This window comes from Staphylococcus sp. HMSC072H03, assembly GCF_001809305.1.
GTDB lineage: Bacteria > Bacillota > Bacilli > Staphylococcales > Staphylococcaceae > Staphylococcus > Staphylococcus hominis.
The window spans coordinates 1-3,157 of record NZ_KV796896.1 but is presented as its reverse complement, the minus strand read 5'-3'; the positions used below and the strand labels follow the sequence as shown (position 1 = coordinate 3,157).

Annotated in this window: 1 rRNA gene; it reads left to right on the top strand. The window is 48.3% G+C overall.

Annotation, left to right across the window (positions count from 1 at the left end):
- Window positions 1-139 precede the first annotated feature (139 nt).
- Window positions 140-3,061 (top strand): 23S ribosomal RNA (locus HMPREF2578_RS07950).
- Window positions 3,062-3,157: the final 96 nt, after the last annotated feature.

The following is a 3,157-nucleotide window of genomic DNA, read 5'->3' as shown; positions in this document are numbered from 1 at the left end:
TTGTACATTGAAAACTAGATAAGTAAGTAAATAGATTTTACCAAGCAAAACCGAGTGAATAGAGTTTTAAATAAGCTTGAATTCATAAAAAATAATCGCTAGTGTTCGAAAGAACACTCACAGATTAATAACTATATTAGATTAAGTTATTAAGGGCGCACGGTGGATGCCTTGGCACTAGAAGCCGATGAAGGACGTTACTAACGACGATATGCTTTGGGTAGCTGTAAGTAAGCGTTGATCCAGAGATTTCCGAATGGGGGAACCCAACACAAGTTATGTTGTGTTATCGACAAGTGAATTCATAGCTTGTCAGAAGGCAGACCCGGAGAACTGAAACATCTTAGTACCCGGAGGAAGAGAAAGAAAATTCGATTCCCTGAGTAGCGGCGAGCGAAACGGGAAGAGCCCAAACCAATAAGCTTGCTTATTGGGGTTGTAGGACACTCTATACGGAGTTACAAAGGAATATATTAAACGAATCATCTGGAAAGTTGAATCAAAGAAGGTAATAATCCTGTAGTTGAAAATATATTCTCTCTTGAGTGGATCCTGAGTACGACGGAGCACGTGAAATTCCGTCGGAATCTGGGAGGACCATCTCCTAAGGCTAAATACTCTCTAGTGACCGATAGTGAACCAGTACCGTGAGGGAAAGGTGAAAAGTACCCCGGAAGGGGAGTGAAAGAGAACTTGAAACCGTGTGCTTACAAGTAGTCAGAGCCCGTTAATGGGTGATGGCGTGCCTTTTGTAGAATGAACCGGCGAGTTACGATCTGATGCAAGGTTAAGCAGAAAATGTGGAGCCGTAGCGAAAGCGAGTCTGAATAGGGCGTATAGTATTTGGTCGTAGACCCGAAACCAGGTGATCTACCCATGGTCAGGTTGAAGTTCAGGTAACACTGAATGGAGGACCGAACCGACTTACGTTGAAAAGTGAGCGGATGAACTGTGGGTAGCGGAGAAATTCCAATCGAACTTGGAGATAGCTGGTTCTCTCCGAAATAGCTTTAGGGCTAGCCTCAAGTGATGATTATTGGAGGTAGAGCACTGTTTGGACGAGGGGCCCCTCTCGGGTTACCGAATTCAGACAAACTCCGAATGCCAATTAATTTAACTTGGGAGTCAGAACATGGGTGATAAGGTCCGTGTTCGAAAGGGAAACAGCCCAGACCACCAGCTAAGGTCCCAAAATATATGTTAAGTGGAAAAGGATGTGGCGTTGCCCAGACAACTAGGATGTTGGCTTAGAAGCAGCCATCATTTAAAGAGTGCGTAATAGCTCACTAGTCGAGTGACACTGCGCCGAAAATGTACCGGGGCTAAACATATTACCGAAGCTGTGGATTGTCCTTTGGACAATGGTAGGAGAGCGTTCTAAGGGCGTTGAAGCATGATCGCAAGGACATGTGGAGCGCTTAGAAGTGAGAATGCCGGTGTGAGTAGCGAAAGACGGGTGAGAATCCCGTCCACCGATTGACTAAGGTTTCCAGAGGAAGGCTCGTCCGCTCTGGGTTAGTCGGGTCCTAAGCTGAGGCCGACAGGCGTAGGCGATGGATAACAGGTTGATATTCCTGTACCACCTATAATCGTTTTAATCGATGGGGGGACGCAGTAGGATAGGCGAAGCGTACGATTGGATTGTACGTCTAAGCAGTGAGATTGAGTGTTAGGCAAATCCGGCACTCTTAAGATTGAGCTGTGATGGGGAGAGGAAATTGTTTCCTCGAGTCGTTGATTTCACACTGCCGAGAAAAGCCTCTAGATAGAGATTAGGTGCCCGTACCGCAAACCGACACAGGTAGTCAAGATGAGAATTCTAAGGTGAGCGAGCGAACTCTCGTTAAGGAACTCGGCAAAATGACCCCGTAACTTCGGGAGAAGGGGTGCTCTTTAGGGTGCAAGCCCAGAAGAGCCGCAGTGAATAGGCCCAAGCGACTGTTTATCAAAAACACAGGTCTCTGCTAAACCGTAAGGTGATGTATAGGGGCTGACGCCTGCCCGGTGCTGGAAGGTTAAGAGGAGTGGTTAGCTTCTGCGAAGCTACGAATCGAAGCCCCAGTAAACGGCGGCCGTAACTATAACGGTCCTAAGGTAGCGAAATTCCTTGTCGGGTAAGTTCCGACCCGCACGAAAGGCGTAACGATTTGGGCACTGTCTCAACGAGAGACTCGGTGAAATCATAGTACCTGTGAAGATGCAGGTTACCCGCGACAGGACGGAAAGACCCCGTGGAGCTTTACTGTAGCCTGATATTGAAATTCGGCACAGCTTGTACAGGATAGGTAGGAGCCTTTGAAACGTGAGCGCTAGCTTACGTGGAGGCGTTGGTGGGATACTACCCTAGCTGTGTTGGCTTTCTAACCCGCACCACTTATCGTGGTGGGAGACAGTGTCAGGCGGGCAGTTTGACTGGGGCGGTCGCCTCCTAAAAGGTAACGGAGGCGCTCAAAGGTTCCCTCAGAATGGTTGGAAATCATTCATAGAGTGTAAAGGCATAAGGGAGCTTGACTGCGAGACCTACAAGTCGAGCAGGGTCGAAAGACGGACTTAGTGATCCGGTGGTTCCGCATGGAAGGGCCATCGCTCAACGGATAAAAGCTACCCCGGGGATAACAGGCTTATCTCCCCCAAGAGTTCACATCGACGGGGAGGTTTGGCACCTCGATGTCGGCTCATCGCATCCTGGGGCTGTAGTCGGTCCCAAGGGTTGGGCTGTTCGCCCATTAAAGCGGTACGCGAGCTGGGTTCAGAACGTCGTGAGACAGTTCGGTCCCTATCCGTCGTGGGCGTAGGAAATTTGAGAGGAGCTGTCCTTAGTACGAGAGGACCGGGATGGACATACCTCTGGTGTACCAGTTGTCGTGCCAACGGCATAGCTGGGTAGCTATGTATGGACGGGATAAGTGCTGAAAGCATCTAAGCATGAAGCCCCCCTCAAGATGAGATTTCCCAACTTCGGTTATAAGATCCCTCAGAGATGATGAGGTTAATAGGTTCGAGGTGGAAGCGTGGTGACACGTGGAGCTGACGAATACTAATCGATCGAAGACTTAATCAATTTTTTCAAGTTTTGCGACGCAAATCTTTACTTACTATCTAGTTTTGAATGTATAATCATTCATTTGTCTGGTGACAATGGCAAGGAGGTCACACC